11 protein-coding genes and 1 tRNA gene are annotated in these 15431 nt (G+C 59.3%); 5 read left to right on the forward strand and 7 right to left on the reverse strand.

All coding sequences use genetic code 11. From position 1 onward, the window contains the following. Nucleotides 1-13: 13 nt before the first annotated feature. From QGH30_05390 to QGH30_05420, 7 genes are all read right to left on the reverse strand, one after another. Nucleotides 14-2200 carry a FlgD immunoglobulin-like domain containing protein gene (locus tag QGH30_05390; GenBank protein MDP7021769.1) on the reverse strand — a complete coding sequence of 729 codons (2187 nt, stop codon included), beginning with the start codon at nucleotides 2198-2200 and terminating at the stop codon, nucleotides 14-16. 69 nt (nucleotides 2201-2269) lie between these two features. After that, nucleotides 2270-5341: a FlgD immunoglobulin-like domain containing protein gene (locus tag QGH30_05395; protein ID MDP7021770.1), complete on the reverse strand. Its 3072-nt coding sequence runs from the start codon at nucleotides 5339-5341 to the stop codon at nucleotides 2270-2272. 15 nt (nucleotides 5342-5356) lie between these two features. Further along, complete coding sequence (locus QGH30_05400) at nucleotides 5357-6379, reverse strand: hypothetical protein (GenBank protein ID MDP7021771.1); 1023 nt, start codon at nucleotides 6377-6379, stop codon at nucleotides 5357-5359. A gap of 579 nt (nucleotides 6380-6958) precedes the next feature. Next, nucleotides 6959-7032, reverse strand: a tRNA-Met gene (locus tag QGH30_05405). Between the two features lie 135 nt (nucleotides 7033-7167). Further along, nucleotides 7168-7413, reverse strand: a complete 246-nt coding sequence (locus QGH30_05410; protein MDP7021772.1) for a hypothetical protein — start codon at nucleotides 7411-7413, stop codon at nucleotides 7168-7170. Nucleotides 7414-7575: 162 nt separating this feature from the next. Further along, the gene (locus QGH30_05415) at nucleotides 7576-8400 is read right to left on the reverse strand and encodes an SDR family oxidoreductase (protein ID MDP7021773.1); all 825 of its coding nucleotides are present in this window, start codon (nucleotides 8398-8400) and stop codon (nucleotides 7576-7578) included. A 13-nt stretch (nucleotides 8401-8413) separates the two neighbouring features. Further along, a complete protein-coding gene (locus tag QGH30_05420) occupies nucleotides 8414-8950 on the reverse strand; it encodes a cob(I)yrinic acid a,c-diamide adenosyltransferase (GenBank protein MDP7021774.1) in 537 nt (178 codons plus the stop codon). 86 nt (nucleotides 8951-9036) lie between these two features. Here QGH30_05420 and tilS point away from each other — a divergent pair, with 86 nt between their 5' ends. The 5 genes from tilS to cdaA are packed head-to-tail and all read left to right on the forward strand — an operon-like array spanning nucleotide 9037 to nucleotide 15127. Beyond that, nucleotides 9037-10401, forward strand: a complete 1365-nt coding sequence (tilS, locus tag QGH30_05425) for a tRNA lysidine(34) synthetase TilS (protein MDP7021775.1) — start codon at nucleotides 9037-9039, stop codon at nucleotides 10399-10401. A gap of 29 nt (nucleotides 10402-10430) precedes the next feature. Continuing rightward, a complete protein-coding gene (gene hpt / locus QGH30_05430; GenBank protein MDP7021776.1) occupies nucleotides 10431-10991 on the forward strand; it encodes a hypoxanthine phosphoribosyltransferase in 561 nt (186 codons plus the stop codon). Nucleotides 10992-11007: 16 nt separating this feature from the next. Next, a complete protein-coding gene (gene ftsH, locus QGH30_05435; GenBank protein MDP7021777.1) occupies nucleotides 11008-13131 on the forward strand; it encodes an ATP-dependent zinc metalloprotease FtsH in 2124 nt (707 codons plus the stop codon). Continuing rightward, on the forward strand, nucleotides 13131-14363 hold the full coding sequence (gene folP / locus QGH30_05440; protein MDP7021778.1) for a dihydropteroate synthase: 1233 nt from the start codon (nucleotides 13131-13133) through the stop codon (nucleotides 14361-14363). The genes ftsH and folP overlap by 1 nt, the downstream gene beginning before the upstream one ends. Then, complete coding sequence (gene cdaA, locus QGH30_05445; protein ID MDP7021779.1) at nucleotides 14360-15127, forward strand: diadenylate cyclase CdaA; 768 nt, start codon at nucleotides 14360-14362, stop codon at nucleotides 15125-15127. Before folP ends, cdaA begins: the two co-directional genes overlap by 4 nt. Nucleotides 15128-15431: the final 304 nt, after the last annotated feature.

The following is a 15431-nucleotide window of genomic DNA, read 5'->3' on the forward strand; positions in this document are numbered from 1 at the left end:
CGAAGGCGCAGAATCAACGCACGAGCACCAGCTTCTGACTCTCCACGACACCACCTGCGGTCAAGCGCGCCTGGTAGACCCCCGACGCCATCTCCCGTCCCTGAGCATTGCAAGCGTCCCAGGTGATCGCATGGGTGCCAGCACCCCAGGGCCCGGTCGCCAGAAGGGCTAGGAACCGCCCGCGCAGGTCGTAGACCGCCAGCCGGATCTCGATCGCTTCGGTGAGCGTGAACTGCAGTGTGGTCTGGGGGTTGAACGGGTTCGGGTGGTTCGGGTGCAGTCGGGCGACTGTCGGCGCCGATGGCGTGCTGTCGTCCACTCCGGTGATGTCCGAGGGCGCGTAAGCATACGGCCAGTTCATGCCGGCCATGCGGAACAGGCGATAGTCCGGATCCGTATTGGGCGACGCTGCCTGATGCCCGGCGGGAATTGGTCTGCGGTTGAAGTAGACGTTCACCGCCAGCGGCGTGACGGCGAGCGCCTCCTCGCGGTAGTCTTTCCCGGCATCATAGGCGGTCAGGATATAGCTAGCGTGGCCGGGATAGGCCTCGCCCAGTTTCTCGAAGTAATGGGTGTAGAGACCGGCTCCACCGTGATTCCAGCCCTTGCTATCTACCTCATTGCCATTGTAACCCTGGTAGAAATCCCACCAGACCTCGTAGCCCTCCTCGGTCCATGGATTCTGGACTTCCTGCTCGTCTGGCATGCCGGATGGAGGCTGTTCGCCCCAATCGCCTTTCTCGCCCATTCTCCAGATGTAGAAACACTCCCAGCACTCGTTGAGGATCTCGTCGCGGTTGCGGTCTCCATCCCAGTCGATGGGAGCCATCTCCTTCGCGGGGCCACTGGCGCGCTTGGGGTGATTGCCGGGATAACCCAGATCGGCCACCTTCCAATAGGCACCATCGAGGGTCAGTTCCTCCTGCTGGATGTCCACGGAGAAGGCACCGGCCAGCCATGTCTCGCCGCCACCTACGGTGGGAGCGCTGAAACTCTTTGGAACGAAGATGATCTCGAAGCCGTCGCGGCTCTCGGTCCAGTTGCCACAGTAGGCGGCCTGGAGATGGTGGTGGGGGCAGTCTGCGTTCTCGCGCAGGATGTTGCCGTCTAGGTCCCAAAGCGTGTCCACGGCGCGGCGCGGGATGCCATCGAGGTCGATCCAGTCAAATTCCGGCAGACTGACAATCTCCAGGCCGGGGTGGTCGGGATCGAAATCGAAGCCGAACATCTGGTCTTGATGGTTCCAGTTCTCACCGATGCCACTGCGCCAGCGCCAGACACCGGCCAGTGGGTCGTCGGGGTTGGAGGGCTCGGCACTGTCGGGACCGGCATCCACGAAGTCCAGAATGCCGTCCCAGAAAAACTCGTCGAAACCATCGCCGTCGACGTCCAGCCAGTTGTACTCGTGGGTCTTGGGAGGCGACCATTCGACGCGATGCAGCATATCCAGATATGAACCGCCCTGGCCGTTGGATGCAAGGGACCAGATGCTCAGCGAGACGCCACTGTGGTCGTTGGAAACGATGTTTCTGGGCGAGTCCCCGTCCCGGACCTTGCAGATTCCAATGCGGTCGAGCACCTCCGAGGTCTGACTGTAGGTTCCTGCGGGACTCTCGGCCAGTATCATCGGCGGCGGCACGCTGAAATCGCCGGGCACCCCGTCGGGGTCGCTCTTCAGCACGTAGATCGCCCGGCCCCAGTCACCGCCGTCGAGTTGCTTGGGCGCCACCAGGATTACCTCGCACTCACCGTCGCTATTCAGATCCCAGATCACGGGATTGGTGGCGAAATTGCCTGTGTGAGAAGCGGAGGGTGGGTCGGCCGGGGCGCCCGGCACCTTCCAGCACCAGAGCGGCGTGAGCACGCCGGTCTCGGTCTGGAAGTCCACATCGAGGCGTGCGCAGAGTACAATCTCGTCGCGCATGTAGAGGACAAGATCCAGATCCTGCTGTTCGTCAGCACCCTCGAGGTCGCCAAAAGCCACGCCGAGAGGAAACTCACCCCAGTCGTTGATGTGTATGTGCTGGAACCAGGCTCCGAACTCGGTCGGAATCGTGATTGCGATGTGCCCCATCTCAAGACCCGGAGCAGGCGTGGGGTCGCTGGCGTCGGGATCCTTAAGGGGGGGCCATTCGCTGTCGTAGGCAAAGGCAATCGTGGTCAGGGACAGAAGCAAGGTGAAAGTGCGGGCGAAGGTCAAAATATTTCCTTTCCCCAGACCGAAACCCGGATCCGGGGCTCATCTCAGCTTGACAACTGCCGTTCCATACTACTTCAGGAGGATTGCTTTCGAGCTGTGGCGGCCATCTCGCGTTGTCAGCACCACGAAATAGACACCGCTGGCAACGGTCCTCCCGTCGCCGTCCCGCCCGTCCCATTCGATCTCATGGGAGCCAGCCTCCCGTTCCCCCTTCTCAAGAACCCGGATTCTGCGACCCTCAATATCCACGACTGCAATTTCAATCCTGCCCGCCTCGACCAGATGGAAGAGAATCCTCGTTTGGGGATTGAAGGGATTCGGATAGACCGATTCGAGTCGCTCAAGGGTGGGGACTCCATCTTCGGGCACCGAGGTGAGGCTATCCGCGAGGACAATCACCCGGATGGAAGCCCAGCTCTCAGAGGTGCTTCCCGAGTCGTAGACCATGTCCGCACGCAGGGTGACCGAATCGGAGTCGGCTGCCGCCGAGAAATTCAATGGTAACAGCAGTTCGACCACAAGAGAGTCACTTCCGCCCGGAGGCAGGTTATAGCTACCGATCAGATCACCGAGTAGCCAGTCACGCTCATCGGACCACTCATAGGCGCCACTCATGGGCGCATCCTCTCGTAGGTTGTGGATCGTTGCACCGACGATCACGGTCTCGCCTGCCTCACCCGCTGCGCCGCGCGAGTGCATATCCACGACGACGGGATTGGAAACCTCGATCTCGAACTCGAAGGTTGTATCCCCGATTCCCCGGGGACCCTCATCGTTCGAAGATACGCGGATTTCCGCCTGATATCTCCCAGGCGCCGTGTTCACGGGCAAAATAGCCCGGAGAGGGACCTCAAAAGGCGTCTCGGAGATCAGGACTAATTCCACGATCTCGATCGGCACGAGCGGAACTTCCGGGGAGTCCGTCTCCAAATGGCACACCAGGTCCACTTCGGATCGGTTCACTAATGTGCAGGGCAGAGGGAAGGACTCTGCCTGGGAACCGCCCGTGATCAGGGGAAATGAAACCTCCAGGAAGAGGGGTATGATTTCCACAGCCGGGGAGATGATGAAGTTGAGAGATTCCTCAAAATTAAAACCGCAGCAATCAATGAAGTTCAGATCGATCGTGCCGGTTAATCCGACAAGCTCAGGATCGTTCGGAATAGCGACGAAGAGACTACACGCTACCGTCTCCCCCGCTTCGATGAATGGCGGAACGAGCACATCTGTGGGCAGTCCGAGGCTGTTGTTCGCCTCCACATTCAAATCAAACAGACCAATCGAAGTAGTATTGTTGGTGAGACTAAAGGTCATACTGGCTGAGGAGTTGCCCGGCACGAATCCCACCAGCTCAAGGACTACTATTTCGATCGGAACGCCGACTTTGAGTTCGCCCACCTGAATTTGAGTGGGATTGCCGTTGATCTCTGCGGAGAAAACCAGAGGCGCGCTGTCGCCGGGGAGCGCCCCCTCCGGGGGCATGAAGTAGATCTGGTCGTAGAAAACTTCACGCGGCCCGATCGTCGCAAACTCCGGGTCCTCGGGGAAGACCTGCCAGCCAGCGCCGCTGTCGGATTCATAGATGACGTTCTCGAAATTGAGGGTGCTCTCGGTGAAATTCTCTATGCGGATGTCCAGCGGGGTAGGCTGGACTTCTAAAGGATGGCCATAGGCAGAACTGGCGAAAGTCGCTCCGACAGAAGGCCGCACCACTAATTCCTCTGTCGCAAACCCCAAAATACTATCAGAAGCCTCCGCAAATATGAAAATGGGATTTGTGACTTCTGAAGGCAGCATCGGGGGAACGTAAAGTTCCCACTCGGGGATTAGGGCCTCGCCGGCCGGGATGTTCAGGACGAGGGGACCCCCATTGTACCAGCCGAGTTCATCTTCCAGGGTCATGGTCACGGTCAGATTCTGATCGAGAGAGTTGTTGCCCACGGGCGTCACGACCGTGACGGAATCCCCGGAGATCACGGGGACGACGCAAATAGGATCGAGAACATTGAGGGAAGGAACGCCGGAGGGGCAAAAGGTATACCAGACGTAGTCGTCGCGGTTGGGGCCGAGAGCATTGACAGGTGGGTCCGTATTGCCGTCCAGGCGCGCGATGTTCGCCTTGCTCCGCGCCATGTTCTCGATGACGTTATATACGATGAACGGAGTGGGGACGAGGGGAAGAACGTCGAAAATGATGAAGTCGTCGCCTATCCATTGATGGTTGATGAGCAAGCCGTCGCCACTTGCGACCACCACTGAGCTGGGGGGCCGGGTGACGTCCAGGCTCGTGTCGAAGGAGACGAATCCGGGAGTAAACTCGCAGACGATATGTTGGGGAGCGTTGCCTGTGACAGAGGGTGACAGGGTCGTGTTCAGTTTGCCCTGAGCGATCAGGTTCGCGCCGCCGGGTGTACAGCGGCCGTTGATGCCCGCGTAGGCGGGCCCGAGCGGCCGTAACGCCTGGCCGCTGAACCCGTTCATCTTCTTTAGAATGTCCCGCTCGTCGCAGTAGCACTTGCTGCTTGCGACTACCTGGTTGTAGCCGAGATAGCATCGGGCTTCGGTGGAGGCCGTCATGCTGAGCAGGCTCGACCAGCAGGTGGCCCACCATGCAAAGGCCTGGGGTGTCTGGAAGTAGTTCGTGTAGAACGCCTGGGTTGCATCGATGGAGTAGTAGCCGGCCCAGTTGCCTTTCTGGATGGAACCGGCCGCAAGGATACCGTTCCAGTAAGTGAAAACGGAATCGCGCGCGGCGAGACCCGCCGGCGTCTTGATGTACTGCTCGATCAGCGTCGCGGGGGCGTTGATACCGTGGGCGGTCACGAGCATCACGTCGTGTTTCTTGTCCGTGCAGAACGTGAAGAAGTTGGAGATGCCTGCCCCGCCGGAAGTCAGATCCAAGGTCGCGTCGGAGTAGGCGGCGCCCTGGGCGTAGTGCTGTAACCCCGTCACATAGGTCTTGAAGATGCCGATATCGGTTCCGCCAAACTCGAAGAGGTTGGTGGAGTAGGAGCCGAAGCAATGGGGCTTGAAACCCCTGCCCGGCGTTTCATTCGCGCCGGCCAGAGCCTCGCCCATATTCCCCGCCAAGAGGACTACGGTGAGCAGAAGCAGCGCGCTTAGAGTTCGCATCGTTTTCATTGTCTTCCCCCTTTCCTAACGCAGGTAGAGTAGGTCGGCGGCCGCTTCGCGGTGGCCTGTGATTACATGCAGGCGCGCCAGTTTGAGCGCCTCCGGTTCGGCCGAGTACAGGATCTCATCGACGCGGCGGCGAAGACTGCCGGCGTCCATGCTCGAGGTTGTCGTCACGTAGCTTGCGCCCGCTACCACTGTGTAATCTCTCTCCAGGGCAGCTCGCAGATCGTCGGCCAGGGATTTCAGATGTTCGGCCATGACGCTGTCGTTGTTGGCATCCGGCTCACGCTGCTCGACGTCGAAACGGAAGGTCTCTTCGGTCCCATCCGGCATCACGACGGTCAGGGAACCGTCATCTAGCCAGCGAGAAGACTGAAAGCGCGAGTCGCTCGCGATGCCTGCGCTCACGGCCTCGCGAGCGGCCTGGGCGCCGCGTGCGTTTTTCTCAGCATCGTAGGCTGCGAACAGGGCCTCGTTGCGCTGGTGCGCTTCGATCTGAGCGGCTGTCGCTTTGGGCGCGGCCGCGGAAGGCCCCGGCGCGGGATAGATGGTCACCTGATTGAGGCGGATCTCGCCCTGGATCACTTCAATGCGGAAGGGCGGCGCATAGGTCTTGCCGTAGAGCACCGCGCCCCCCGCGTTGATCGCGTCGTCGGCGCGAGCGGACGGAGCGATGGAGAACTGCGGATAGCGTCGCCGTTCCGCTCGTTCGCGTTCCGTGAAGGCATGGCTGCTCACGATGTCACCGTCCGCGCGCAACGAGAGTCCGCTCTGTACGAGAGCGACCGCGAGGGCCTTGCTACCTTGAATCGAATTCCCGTCTCCGTCCATGAGGACGATGGGAGTGTCGCCGGGGAGACTGCTGCGCAGGCTGACGGAACGATCGCCACCGAGTTCGACCATGGCTTCGTCCAGACTGAGGATGCGGTCATCGCCTTCGGTCCAGGCAGCGCCGACCGAAGCGGGCAGCAGGAGAGTGGCGATCATGGTCAGGAGCGGAATGCTCCTCGCCACGGGGTTTTGGAATTTGAGCCGCTTGGGCATGGAAAGCCTCCTTCAGATCCTTTGATAGGGGCGAACTGTATGCAGAGAGCCGCGTCAGGTGCTACTGCAGTTAAACGCCATTCGCCGTAAATTATATCATCATTATTGTGACATAATTATACTGCAGATTACACCCGCAGCGATAGCCCTTAGCTCGTGAAAGTTCACCTGGCGCATTCAGCAGAGAGACGGCACTCCACCCGGGTGGACTCGACCCCGCAGAGGCAACGCATCATGCGATGCGGACGCCACCGCAGGCAGGGCGATCAAGAAGACCGTCGCCAGGGGTAAGGTTATCATGGACGCAGCACAGAAGCGCATTCCGAAACCTCCTGGTTTGAGCTTCGCATCTCCACCCCTACCACCCTTTCACTAACTCCGGTTCAGCACAGGTGGATCTAACTGGTTATTTATTGACAATTATATCACGCCATGATCTCCGATTCAAACTGTGGTGGTAAGTGCCCCAGTAGCGGTGCTTTATGGTCTATTGTCCGATCAATCGTCGATGTCGCTCGATCAGGGGGAACAAAGAAAAAGCCAGCGACTATTCCAATCGCTGGCTTGCGCCAAATCCGGTAGCGGCTCAGGGACTCGAACCCCGGACACTCGGATTATGATTCCGATGCTCTAACCAGCTGAGCTAAGCCGCCAATTCATGGGGCAGAAAGTAACGCTCTGTCCCCGGGGAGTCAAGAGGGCGTAGCCAGACCTCCACTTCTCCCTGCCAAAGAAAAGGCCGGTCAAAAGACCGGCATCCATTGAGCAAGCAAGAAGGGCTTTCGAAATCAGTAGTGTGACTTGATGACACTCCAGGCGGAAACCAGAGGCCCCGGCCCTTCCGGAACCGAGGTCGGCGCGGTGACATGAATGGTCACCGGCGTTGTCGACTCCAGATGGCTTCCACCGTCCAGAGTGATGAATACCGTAGACCCCGCTTCGTACTCCGAGGAGTTGCTCCAGGCGCTGAGACTACTCTTGTGACGGTGACCGACCAGAACAGGCGAAGTCAGAGTCAAAATGAACTTCTTCATTTAATGTACCTCCAAGAAACCGTTGATCTACGGATTTCCGTCGCCCAAAACCCGAAAAAACTCCTAAATACTCCCTAAGCTGCTGCGTACACGAAGTTTACAGAAGCAAGGGCCCACCGCACACTACATGGGCAAATCTGACAAAGAGGCCAACTCCCCCCGCTAAGCCTTCCGCTTGAGCTTCGAAGGATCCAGGTCGCCATGCAGCCCGCGACCCAGCCACATGCCTCCATCAATCGTGAGGCTGGCGCCGGTCATGTAGTCGGCCTGGGGAGAGGCCACCATCACCACGGCGCGGGCGATTTCCTCTGCGCTCGCAAAACGCTTCATGGGAACCTGGCGGCGGATGGCCTCGTGGATTTCCTCAGAGGGCCAAAGCCGGGAGCCGGCTCCCTCGGACTCGAAGGCTCCGGGTGAGACCGCATTGACCCGGATGCCGTAGCCTGCCCACTCAGCGCCCAGGGTCTTCGTCATGGCAAGAACTCCGGCCTTTGCCGTCACCGAATGAACCACCCCCGGCGCGCCGGTCTCGGCATAGGGTGCGATGATGTTGACGATGCTGCTCATCCGGTCCTGCTCGCGCATGATGCGACCGGCGGCCTGTGAACAGTAGAAGACCCCGGAAAGTGCGATGTCGATTACGGCCTTCCAGCCCTTCGGGGGGAGATCCATGCTCGGGCGGATGAAGTTGCCGGCGGCATTGTTGACAAGAATGTCCAGACCCCCGAAGTCTGCGGCTACCGCGGCAAAGACCTCGTTCACGCGATCCGGTTCACGAACATCCATGACATGAGCCGCAGCTGTCCAGCCTTCACGCTCCGCCTCGCCCAGAAAGTCCGAATGATGCTCTTCACTGCGGCTGACAATCGCCACCTTTGCACCGAGCCGGGCAAAGAGGCGGGAGGTCTCCAGACCCAGACCCGTTCCTCCGCCGGTGACCAGAACGCTGTATCCATCGAAGCTTCCGTCTTCAAAAAAGCCTTTCATCATCCTCCATTGCTCAGGGAGTCCAGGGGTCTTCCTTCGTCCCGCTTATTTCATTGGAAAGCCTTGCGGCTACGAAGAGAAGGTCGGAGAGTCGGTTCAGGTAGACTAGGGAAGTCCCGTCCGTTTTTGCTTCCCGGGACAGGCTCACCACGCGGCGCTCTGCCCTTCGGCACTGCGTCCTCGCTCGATGCAGTACGCAGGCGGCCGGCGATCCTCCCGGCAGGATGAAATTGCGAAGGGGTGGGAGTTCCGCCTGGGCCAAATCAATCCAGCTCTCCAGAGCAAGGACGGCATGAGGATCCAGGCGTGCGGGAGCCTTGTCAGAGTCCGAAGACGCAAGCTCACTGCCCAGGGCAAACAGATCTCCCTGGATTCGCAAGAGGATCTCACCCAGCGAATCTTCCATTTCCAGGCTGCGAGCCTCCCCGATCGTGGCGTTCAACTCATCGACCGTTCCATAGGCTTCCACCCGAAGGTCATCCTTGGCCACACGCATCCCGTCGCTCAGTCCGGTTTCGCCCTTGTCGCCATTCTTCGTATAGATTTTCATGGGCGGATCATGACTCCGCGTGACAAGTCAGGCAAGAAAAAGCTCCCCGCTCTTGCCAATCCCGAAGAGCCGTGCCAGTCTGGCCTATGGCTTACTCCCTGCTGAAACGCTTTCATCCGAATCTTCCGAAAGAGGAAACCCTGCTTCTGGCCTGCTCGGGAGGCGGAGATTCGGTGGCTCTGGCCTGCTTGCTCCATGAGGCGGGCTATCCCAAGCTGACACTCTGCCATCTGGATCACGGATGGAGAGAGGGCTCTGCTGCCGAGGCCGACTTCGTTCGCGCTCTGGCCGAGGATCTGCGTGCGGACTTCCTGTCCGCAAAACTGGAGCTCCCCGGCAAGGGAAACCGTGAGGCGGAGTCCCGTGAGGCCCGCTACCGTTTCCTGCGGAAGGCTGCGGAAGAGCGGGGGATTCGTTTTGTCCTCACCGGTCATCATGGCGAAGATCGTGCGGAGAGCCTCTGGCTCTGGTTCCTTCGGGGCAGCGGTTTTCGTGGACTGGCCACCTTGCCTGGATCCAGAAAGCTCTCCGAAAAAGTCACCCTCCACCGCCCCCTGCTTCCTTTCAAGCGCGATGAACTACGGGACTATCTGCGCGAAAGCGGCCGAAGCTGGCTGGAGGATCCTGCAAACGAGGACATCGCCCTGCGAAGAAACCTGCTCCGGCGACGGATTCTGCCCTTCCTGCAGGAGGAAACCGGGGTGGATCCACTGAAACCGGCCCAACGAACCGCTCGGCAGGCCGAAAGAATCGTCCGCTTCCTGGATGCAGAACTTGAGGCCGGGCGCGGGCCGAAGATCCGGAGCCTGGGGAAGGGTCGGGTTCTCGATCGACGAACACTGGCCTCCGCTCCCGAAGCCCTCTCGGCCTGGCTTCTGGCCCGTGAACTGGGAGAGCTGGGGGAAAGCAGCGACGAGGCGATTGAGAGGCTTCTCGAGTCCAACCGCAGTGACTTCACGGGTCGCACACTGGAACTGCCCGGGAAACTGGAAGCGAAGTTCACGGCCGATGAGATCTTTCTCGCCTGCGAGCCGGAGGCCGCCATCCCCCTTGGCGAACTCCCCGAAGAAGGCCTGAAGGTCCCTCGGGAGGGGAGTCTGGAACTGGGAAACTGGAAGCTTCATGTCCGGGAAGAAGCAGGTAGGGCCGAACTTCCCGGGGATCACCTGTCCCTGGTCCTTGATTCCGGCAACCTGAGCTGGCCACTACGCCTGATGAACCCTCTGCCGCAAATGAAGGTTCAGCCTCTCGGTTTCCATGGACACCGGAAACTCTCGGACTTTCTCATGGACCGGAAGCTGGCCAGGGAACTTCGAAGCCGCACGATTGTCCTTCTGGATGCCGAAGACCGGCTCCTCTGGGTTAGTGGACTGGGACGAAGTGAGAAATCATCCGTGAATGAAGAGACAAAATCCTCCCTTTGTCTGGACTGGAAGCCCGCTTCTCCCTAATATGAGAAGACCTATCACAAGGAGCCCCGATGCCTCAGGCGGTAGCTGTCATGACTCACTCCGGGTACAGGTTTGCGCGCGTTCTGATCACCGAAGACCAACTCCGGGAGAAAGTTCAGGAGATGGGAGAGGAACTGGCCCGGGACTATGAGGGCAAGCGCCCTCTACTGGTCGGCATCCTCAAGGGTTCCTATGTCTTCATGGCCGACCTGACCCGCGCCCTGCAGATTCCGCACGAGATCGACTTCATGATCGTGAAGAGCTATGAGGGAACCGAATCCTCGGGGACGGTTCGCATTCTGGAGGACCTGCATCAGGACATCGAAGACCGCCATGTGATTCTTGTGGAAGACATTGTGGATTCGGGTCTTACTCTCCAGTACATGCGCAGGCATCTCGAAATGCGAAAGCCCGCAAGCCTTGAGGTCGTCAGCCTTCTCGACAAGGTGGAGGCCCGAAAGGTGGATGTAGTGGTCGAGCGGGTCGGCTTTTCCATCAGCAACGAATTCGTGGTGGGTTACGGCCTGGACTACAATCAGCTGTACCGGAACCTGCCTTTTCTCGCGGTCCTGGACCCGAGTCTGATCTGATTTCCTCAGGAGTAAAATGAGCGAACCCAACAAAGGACAAGGGCCCAAGGGAGGCGTTCCCCGCCCCACGAGAACTCTCGGTTTCTGGTTCATCATGGTAATTCTGATGATCCTGGCCTACCAGTTTTCCTCCGTCGGCCGAGGGTCGGAATATCCGGTTTCCTATTCTGCCTTCATGAAACAGTTGGAGAGGGACAACCTCCAGTCCGTGCTTTTTGACGGAAGCCGGATCCGGGGCAGTTTCCGGGAGTCGATTGACCTCGAGCGCAAGGGCAAGGATCCCATTGAAACGAAGAACTTCCGGCTGACTCTTCCCTTCGACTCTCCGGATCTTCTGGAAACCATTCGCCTGCACAGCAGTGATGAAATGCCCATCCAGATCGAAACCCGCGAGCCGGGTTTCCGCTGGGGCACGATGCTCCTGGCCTGGGGACCTATCCTGCTTCTGATCCTTCTCTGGTTCTTCTTTATCCGACAGATGCAGGGAGGAAGCAATCGCGCCTTCAGCTTTGGGAAGAGCCGCGCCAAGCTGGTGGGAGGCGACAAACCGGTCATCACCTTTGAGGATGTCGCCGGAGTGGAAGAGGCAAAGGTCGAACTGCTGGAAATCGTGGAGTTCCTCAGCGACCCGAAGAAGTTCCAGAAAATGGGCGCCCGCATTCCCCGGGGAGTTCTTCTGGTCGGCCCTCCCGGAACCGGCAAGACCTTGCTCGCCAAGGCTGTGGCCGGCGAAGCCCGCGTTCCCTTTTTCCAGATGAGTGGTTCGGACTTCGTGGAGATGTTTGTGGGCGTAGGTGCCAGCCGCGTGCGCGACCTCTTTGAGCAGGGCAAGAAGAATGCACCCTGCATCATCTTCGTGGACGAACTGGATGCCGTGGGCCGTCAGCGCGGTGCCGGACTCGGAGGCGGACATGATGAGAGAGAACAGACCCTGAACCAGCTTCTGGTCGAGATGGACGGCTTCGATACCAGTGAAGGTGTGATTCTGCTGGCCGCGACCAACCGGCCCGATGTACTCGACCCCGCTCTTCTTCGCCCCGGTCGCTTTGACCGGCAGGTCGTCGTGGATATGCCCGATGTAAAGGGGCGCGAAGGAATCCTGAAGGTTCACCTTCGCAAAATCCCGCTTCTCGCAGAAGATGTCGATGTAGAGGTGCTGGCCAAGAGCACGCCGGGACTCAGCGGCGCAGACCTGGCGAACATTGTCAATGAAGGCGCGCTGCTGGCCGCAAGACGTAACCATGACCGTGTCTACATGAGCGACATGGAAGACGCCAAGGACAAGGTTCTTCTCGGTCCGGAGCGAAAGAGCCGTGTCATCCAGGAGGAGACCCGGCGCATCATCGCCTACCACGAGGCCGGGCACGCCATTGCCGGGATGATGCTCCCCCGCGCAGAAACCCTGCACAAGGTGACGATCATCGCTCGCGGAAGCGCCGAAGGTGTGACCTACTTCCTTCCGAAGGAAGACAGCACCTTCCTGCGTGACAAGGACTACCTGCTCGACAACATCACCATGGCTCTGGGCGGACTTTGCGCCGAGAAACTCATCTTCAAGCAGATGACCAATGGCGCCTCGGGTGACATTCGTCATATCACCCAGGTGGCTCGCCAGATGATCACGCAGTGGGGTATGAGCGACCCTCTCGGTCCCATCTCTTACGGTGAAAACCAGGACACGGTTTTCCTGGGAAGGTCCTTCAGCCAGTCTCGCAACTTCAGTGAGCACACAGCCCAGGTGATTGACGAAGAGGTTCGCAAGCTCGTGGAAAGCTGCGAGGCACGGTGCGCGCAAATCCTCTCGGAGAATGAGGAAGGATTGCATCGACTCGTCGAAGCGCTTCTGGAAAGGGAAACCCTTAGCGGCGAGGAAGCCCGCGCACTGTTGGAGGGCGAGGAACTCGCGCCCTTCGACCGGGAAGCTCTGGAGGAGAGTCGGCGCGTGGAGCGCGACATGGCCATGAGCACCACGGAAAAGGTGGATGCCGTTCTGGAAATGGCCGACCAACTGGAAGGCGAGGAAAAGGAAGATCCCCTCTCCGATGGGGATCCGGAATCCGGGGAAGAAGCCCCCCCGGACGGCAAGACGGACGGCAAAAAACCCGGCCCTTCGCTGGACCTTTTCGACGACGAGGGTTGATGAACTCCCCGCGCGAAATCCGGGCAAGGGGACAGGAACTCGCCCAGCTTCTCCGCTCCTCCGGCGCAGACACTGCGGGAGCGGCCTATATGCATCGGAAGGCCGATGCCCTGGTCATTCGCCTGGACGACATCAAGGCCCCGGCAGCCAATATCCTGAAGCAGGAAATGCTCGCCCTCGGCGGAGAATGCTCGAATCACCGGGAAGTGATTCTGGGCCGCCCCGAGCGAGTGTCCGTCCATTTGATCGCCAATGAAAACACCTTGCGGGAGCTTCCCCGGAAATTGGCCCGCCAACCCTTCGGCCTGAAAGCTCTGGCGGACTCCGTCGTTTCCCTGCTGGACACTCTTCGCCGAAGCTCCTGGGAAATCTCGCTTCCGGAAGGAAGTCTGGCATTCGGGGAATCGCCTCTGCTCATGGGTGTTCTCAACTGCACTCCGGACAGCTTTTCCGACGGGGGAAACTTTGAAGACCCTCAGGTGGCCTTCGACAGAGGCAGGCAGATGCTCGCCGAAGGAGCAAGCATTCTGGACATCGGAGGGGAGTCCAGTCGCCCGGGTGCCGAAGAGATCAGCGCGGAAGAGGAAATCAGAAGAGTGCTTCCGGTGATTCGCTCACTCCGCAAAGAGGCCGGGGCACTGATCTCCATCGACACGCGGAAGGTCGAAGTCGCAGAAGCTGCCATTGCAGAAGGCGCCGTGATGCTCAACGACATCTCCGCCCTCGCCGACCCCCGCATGGCCGCTCTTGTGGCGGAAAGCGGCGTGGCTGTGGTTCTCATGCACATGCAGGGCAGCCCTGAAACCATGCAAACTGCGCCCGGCTATGAGGATTGTCTGGACGAGGTCTACCGTTTTCTGGAAGATCGGGTTGTGGAAGCAGAAAAGGTCGGCATTGACCCGGGCAAGATTCTGGTCGACCCCGGCCTTGGCTTCGGAAAGCGTTTGGAGGACAACACGGAACTCCTCCGGAGGCTGGGTGAGTTTCACTCTCTCGGTTTCCCCCTTCTGATCGGTGCAAGCAGAAAGAGTTTTCTGGGTGCCCTCATGAAGGAAGAAGATCCGGAAAGACGCCTGGAGGGAAGTCTGGCCGCTCTGGCGAAGGCGGCAGAGTGCGAAGTACAGGTTTTGCGGGTGCATGATGTTCGCGAGAGTGCCCGTTTTCTGAATGCCTGGAACCCGCTTTGCCGAGCCAGCAATCCCCTCTCTAGCGGGAAGGAGACCACAGCATGAAACTGGTCGTGCTTATCCTCATCAACCTTCTCGACATCCTCATCATGTCCTTTCTCATTTACCGCCTTTTCATTGTGGTGAGAAAGACCCGCGCCGAAATGATGCTTAACGGCTTCATTGTCATCTTCATGGCCGGTTACATCGCCAGCCTGATTGGTCTGGACACCTTCAGTTGGGTGATCGAGAGGTTCTTGACGGTCTGGGTAATCGCCTTCATCGTTCTTTTCCAGCATGAGCTTCGATCGGCTCTCGCACAGTTGGGACGCAATCGAATAGTAGCCCGGTTTCTGAAGGTGGACAGCGATCAAGGCTATCTGCAGGAAATCCTTCGCGCCACCGGCGACCTGAAACGCTCCGGCCTGGGAGCGCTCATCATTCTGGAACGGGAAACCGGGCTCCGGAATTATGCCGAGAACGGGGTGGCTCTTGATGCAAGAGTATCGGCAGAGTTGATCGAGACCATCTTCACGCCACCCTCTCCCCTGCATGACGGGGCCGTGATTCTCCGCGGCGATCAGGCGGTGGCCGCCCGGGTGATTCTGCCTCTTTCGGAAACCGGCAGAATCGAAAAACTGGGAACCCGCCACCGAGCCGCGCTCGGGATCAGTGAGGTCTCCGATGCTCTGGTGATCGTGGTCAGCGAAGAGAGCCGGAAGGTGAGTCTTTGTGAAAACGGCCAGATTCAACAGGATCTGGAAATTACCGAACTTCGCAAGCTGCTGGTCCAGAAGCTGATCAGCTCTGTGGAAGAGGAAGAGAAATAGGGAACCGGTGGATCGGAGTTTCGGGAAAAGCCTGACCCGGAATCATCGAAACCGGCGAACCGGTCTCCCTCTTCGAATCTCCCGTTTTCCGGCCAATCTCAGCCCGTCCGTCCGTGCCAGCGAGGAAAGCCTCCCTTTTCTCCCCTCGCCCCAGAAGCCTTGTCCACCGGTTCCCGCAGTGGAAACGAATTCCGTCTCTCCAGTCCGACTCTTGTTCAGATCTCTTGGCGACTTCGGTGTTGATCGGTCCTTCATTCTCCCCTGCGGCTGACACTTTCAAGTTCCAGGCCAAGTCAGTTCGCGG

It is taken from the genome of Candidatus Krumholzibacteriia bacterium, from assembly GCA_030748535.1.
Lineage (GTDB): Bacteria > Krumholzibacteriota > Krumholzibacteriia > JACNKJ01 > JACNKJ01 > JASMLU01.

Excerpts from the sequence above, each read along its gene's own strand:
- QGH30_05395 (MDP7021770.1), bottom strand. The coding sequence starts at position 5,341 with ATGAAAACGATGCGAACTCTAAGCGCGCTGCTTCTGCTCACCGTAGTC.
- QGH30_05400 (MDP7021771.1), bottom strand. The coding sequence starts at position 6,379 with ATGCCCAAGCGGCTCAAATTCCAAAACCCCGTGGCGAGGAGCATTCCG.
- QGH30_05410 (MDP7021772.1), bottom strand. The coding sequence starts at position 7,413 with ATGAAGAAGTTCATTTTGACTCTGACTTCGCCTGTTCTGGTCGGTCAC.
- QGH30_05415 (MDP7021773.1), bottom strand. The coding sequence starts at position 8,400 with ATGAAAGGCTTTTTTGAAGACGGAAGCTTCGATGGATACAGCGTTCTG.
- QGH30_05420 (MDP7021774.1), bottom strand. The coding sequence starts at position 8,950 with ATGAAAATCTATACGAAGAATGGCGACAAGGGCGAAACCGGACTGAGC.
- tilS (MDP7021775.1), top strand. The coding sequence starts at position 9,037 with ATGGCTTACTCCCTGCTGAAACGCTTTCATCCGAATCTTCCGAAAGAG.
- hpt (MDP7021776.1), top strand. The coding sequence starts at position 10,431 with ATGCCTCAGGCGGTAGCTGTCATGACTCACTCCGGGTACAGGTTTGCG.
- ftsH (MDP7021777.1), top strand. The coding sequence starts at position 11,008 with ATGAGCGAACCCAACAAAGGACAAGGGCCCAAGGGAGGCGTTCCCCGC.
- folP (MDP7021778.1), top strand. The coding sequence starts at position 13,131 with ATGAACTCCCCGCGCGAAATCCGGGCAAGGGGACAGGAACTCGCCCAG.
- cdaA (MDP7021779.1), top strand. The coding sequence starts at position 14,360 with ATGAAACTGGTCGTGCTTATCCTCATCAACCTTCTCGACATCCTCATC.